At 65.5% G+C, this 4,540-nt stretch carries 3 protein-coding genes; all 3 read right to left on the bottom strand.

All coding sequences use genetic code 11. The features are described from left to right. Positions 1-501: 501 nt before the first annotated feature. The 3 genes from IOC69_RS12250 to IOC69_RS12240 are packed head-to-tail and all read right to left on the bottom strand — an operon-like array spanning position 502 to position 4,358. On the bottom strand, positions 502-1,509 hold the full coding sequence (locus IOC69_RS12250; RefSeq protein ID WP_290543845.1) for an SDR family oxidoreductase: 1,008 nt from the start codon (positions 1,507-1,509) through the stop codon (positions 502-504). Positions 1,510-1,523: 14 nt separating this feature from the next. Further along, complete coding sequence (locus IOC69_RS12245; RefSeq protein WP_290543844.1) at positions 1,524-2,570, bottom strand: SDR family NAD(P)-dependent oxidoreductase; 1,047 nt, start codon at positions 2,568-2,570, stop codon at positions 1,524-1,526. Positions 2,571-2,606: 36 nt separating this feature from the next. After that, positions 2,607-4,358 (bottom strand): alginate export family protein, encoded by a 1,752-nt coding sequence (locus IOC69_RS12240; RefSeq protein WP_290543843.1) that lies wholly within the window; start codon positions 4,356-4,358, stop codon positions 2,607-2,609. Positions 4,359-4,540: the final 182 nt, after the last annotated feature.

Genomic DNA, 4,540 nt, shown 5'->3' with positions numbered 1-4,540 from the left:
TTCGCCCGGCTTGACCGGGCGATCCTTTTTGGCAGCCGGCAAGAAGATGCCCCGGTCAAGCCGGGGCAAGGTGAGGTTTGGGGGAGCGCGATTGGCGAGCAAAAGGATGCCCCTGATCTCACCTTCGCCCGGCTTGACCGGGCGATCCTTTTTGGCAGCCAGCAAGGAGATGCCCCGGTCAAGCCGGGGCAAGGTGAGGTTTGGGGGAGCGTGATTGGCGACCAAAAGCTTGCCCCGGTCTCACCTTCGCCCGGCTTGACCGGGCGATCCTTTTTGGCAGCCGGCAAAAGGATGCCCCGGTCAAGCCGGGGCAAGGTGAGGTTTGGGGGAGTTCGATTGGCGAGCAAAAGCTTGCCCCGGTCGAGTCGAGACGAAAGAGGGCGGTGCGGGCTATCCGGAATAGTGGATGGCCATGATGTGCAGCGGGCCGGTCGGCAGGCCGTAGACGGTTTCCTTGTCGATGGCATGGGCCGGGCCAGAGTCCAGCGTGGCCCTGCTCCGTCAATAACTCGTCCAGCCGCCATCGGTGGGAAAGATGCCGCCGGTGAAATTGGCGGCTTCGGGCGAGAGCAGGAAGAGCATCATCGACACCTGCTCGGCCACCGTGGCGGGGCGGTGCCCGGGGTCGGTCCAGGCAAGGATGGACTGGGTCTTGATGCTGCCCATGGCGGGGCCGGTGGCGGTCTTGCGCGAGGCGGCGACAAGGGCGCCGGCGCGCGCGATCATCGGCGTGTCGGTGGCGGCCATGTTGACGGAGTTCACGCGGATGCCATAGGGCGCATAGTCGATGGCGGCATTGCGGGTGAGGCCGTTCACCGCGTGCTTGCTCGCCACATAGGCGGGGTTCCCCGACAGACCGGTGAGCCCCGCGATGGAACCGACATTGACGATGGCCCCGCCCTTGAGCTGGGCGACCATCTGCCTGAGCTGGGCGCGCATCATCAGGAAGGCGCCGAGCGCATTGGTGCGGAACACCTTCGACCAATACTCCTCCGTCGCCTCATGGATGGGGGCGAAGACCAGCGGTTTCTGCTTTTCGTAATCGACGGGGTCACCCGAGAACACGCCATCCATGACGCCGGCATTGTTGATCGCGCCATCGAGCTTGCCGAAACTGGAGACCGCGGCGGCCACCGCCGCATCGGCGGTCGCCGCCTCGCCGACGTCGCCATGGACGAAGACGCTGTTGCCGCCGGCGGCGCGGATCTCGGCGTCCGTGGCCTCGCCCAGGTCCCTGATCCAGTCGACGCCCACCACATTCGCACCCTCGCGCGCCAGCCGGATGGCCGCCGCCCTGCCCATGCCGCGGGCCGAGCCGGTGACGATGACCGTCCGGCCCGCGAAGCGGCCGGGCGTGAAGGCGTCAGGGTCCGGCGGGGTTATCTCCACCAGCGCATTGCCCCCCGCGGCGGCGTTGCCCGCCTGCGCCGCGGCGGGAACGGCTGCCGCCACGGAGGCGGCGGCCGCGGCCAGCGTTGCCGTGGCCTTGATCACGTCGCGTCGTTCCATTGTCGATCCTCCTGTCAGTAGGTTGTGAAGCCGCCGTCGGTGGCGAAGTTGGCGCCCGTCAGGTTGGAGCTTTCGGGCGACAGCAGGAACAGCATCATGGCCACCTGCTCCGCCGCCGTCGAGCCGCGCTTTTCCTGGTTGCTCCATTGCAGCAGACTGTCGATCTTCAGCATGCCGATCCCCGTATCCCGGTAGCCGCCGGCGGCGCGCTGCCTGAGCAGCTCGAAGGCGCGCTCATACATCGGCGTGATGGTGGTGCCCATGCAGACGGAGTTCACGCGGATGCCGAAGGGCGCATAATCGATGGCGGCATTTTTGGTGAGGCCGTTCACCGCGTGCTTGCTCGCCACATAGGACGGCGTGCCGCCGAAACCGCGCAGCCCCGCCACCGAGGCCACGTTGACGATGGAGCCGCCGCGCTGCTGCCTGAGGAACTGCCGGAGCTCGGCGCGCATGGAGCGGAAGGCGCCGGTTGCGTTGACGCGCATCACCACGTCCCAATAGGCGTCCGTCGCCTGATCGATGCGCGACATGACGAGGTCCTTCTGCTTTTCGAAGTCGATGGGGTCTCCGGGGAAGATCGCATCCATGACGCCCGCGTTGTTGAGCGCGCAGTCGAGCCCGCCGTAGGTGTCGGCGGCGGCCTTCACCATGGCGTCGCACACGGCTGTCTCCGAGATATCGCCCTGGACGAAGATGGCCTTGCCGCCTTCCCTGTTGATCGACCCGATCACCGCCCTGCCCTCTTCCGCCAGCCAGTCGACGCCCACCACATTGGCCCCCTCGCGCGCCAGGCGGATGGCGGCGAGCCGGCCCATGCCGCGCGCGCAGCCCGTCACCAGCGCCGTCTTGCCGGCGAAGCGGCCAGGCATGAAATAATCCTCCGGCGCCGGAACGATGTTCTGGCGGCCGGCGATGACGGGGTCCGGCGGGTTCCACGGCGTTGCGTAGTTCTCCAGCGCCAGTTCGAGCTGGACCTCGGCGCCCTCCGCGTTGGCCGCGGCGGCCAGGCTGGTTGCAACGGCGCCCACGCCTGCAATCACGTTCCGGCGGTCAACCATGAAAACTGTCCTCCTGTTCGTTGGAATGGGTGGGTTTCACAGCGAATAGCGCACGAAGAGCATGGCGGCGAACCAGTTCTCCGCATTGTCGTTCAGCGCGTCCTGCACGCCATCGCCCGGCACGGTGTAGGCCAGCATGCCGTGCACATACCAGTTGCGGTTGGGGAACCATTTGACGGTGACATTGGCCTCATAGCCATAACTGTCGCCCTCGAGAAAGCTGAGGGCCGGGTTGCCGCCCAGATTGTCGCGGCTCGGCGCTGCGAAGGCCCAGAGCTGCGGCACCACCTCGACCGCCGGCATGGGCCGGAAATGCCCCTCGATGCGCTGGGCCAGAACATTGGTGTCCTGCACCACCTTGAACATGGACGAGCCCTGCACCCACTGCTCGCCATTGCCGCCGGACAGGAGCGGGTCCCAGCGCTCATAGGTCCCGGTGTCAGGATCGTCGCCGGAGAAATAGGCGATGCGGTAGCTGAGCGAAGGCGACCAGGGCCGGTCGACGAAGCGGTAGCCCAGCTCGGCATAGCCGGCGGTGGCGAACATGTCGAAGTCGCGGTGGTTCTGGATGGCGCCCTCGATGCCGAAGAAGGGGCCGGGCTCATTGAGGGGCCGCGGCGTATAGGTGGCGCGCAGGTCATAGACATTGAGGCCGTCACGCGTGCCGATGACCTGGCCGGTGGGGCCGTAATAGGCAAAGTCGCCCTTGAGGGCCGTCACATAGCTTGCCGCCGTCATCAGGCCGGGGACCGGGCGGGCCTCGATATTGACGCCGGCCAGCCCGGTGTTGGTGTCGATCACCGGAAGCTCGTCCGGCGCGACATAGAAGGCTTCGAACTTCGTGTTGTTATAGCGCAGCTGCGCCAGCACCAGAAGGTCCGCCGCCCAGCGCGCATTGGCCTGCAGCGCCGCACGGTTCCAGCCATTGGCGGCGGTGTTGGCGATGAGGAAGCCATTGGCGAGCTGGAACTTCTGGCGGCCGGCGCTGAAGTTGAAGACAAGGCGGTTGCCCTTCTCGTCCGTCGTGCCGGTTACGAAACCGGCATAGGCATCCTCGAAGAAGGTGTGGCCGCGCATCTCGTCGGTGAAAAGCTCCTGGCCCGCCGAGCCGGAGCTGATGGCGCTCAGCCCGCCATAGACATAGAAGCTGTCGGTGACGGGCGTGATGCCATAGAGGCCGTAATGGAGATAGCCCTCAAGCCACTGGCTGTAGCCCGCGCCGGCGGGCTTGCCCTGAACCAGCGGATTACCGCTCAGCATCGGCCCCGGCTGCCCGAACCACGCGTTGTTGTTGGCATAGGTGAGCGACAGCGCCTCGAACCTGGCGCGCACATAGCTGCCGTCCTTGTCGTAGAGAACGGGCAGGTCAGCCAGATTGTTGGTGATGAGGTAGCCCTGGCCCTGGAAGCCCTGGCCCTTCTCCGCCAGCGTGATGGTGAAGGTGACATCGAGCCCGCCCGCGCGGCCAAGCGCGAAGGCATAGGTGATGTTGTCAATGTCGGGGTTGCGCCTGGCCCTGGCAATCGCAAAATCGGCAGCGTTGGGATTGAAGTAGTCGCCCGGATAGACCGCGAAATATCGGCGAAGGCCATCCCTCACCTTGTCGTTGTAGGCCGTGTCGCCGCGCGGGTTGGCGATGACGACCTTGACCGTTTCAACCGGCAGGCTGAGAAAGCCGAGACTGGCGCCATAGGACTGTGCCGTGGCCGGACGGGCGAAAAACAGCTGCAGCAACACCGCGAGAAGGCAGAGCGCGAGCTGTCCCAGGATTTTCGAAGGGCCTCGCAAGACATGACTCCGGTTCGATGTCAATCGATGCGGACAGTTTCCCAGGGCTCCGAACTCAAGTTAACGCGCTATCTTTATTGCGATCTGAGTGATTCTGTTGGTTTTCCTGATTCGGAGGAGCTCATGGACGATTTAGAGGCCGTTTTTGCGCCGTCTCGGACGGCTGTTCTGCTGAAGCACCT

The sequence above is a fragment of the Aestuariivirga sp. genome, assembly GCF_020252405.1.
GTDB lineage: Bacteria > Pseudomonadota > Alphaproteobacteria > Rhizobiales > Aestuariivirgaceae > Aestuariivirga.
This window is presented reverse-complemented; position numbering and strand designations above follow the sequence as displayed.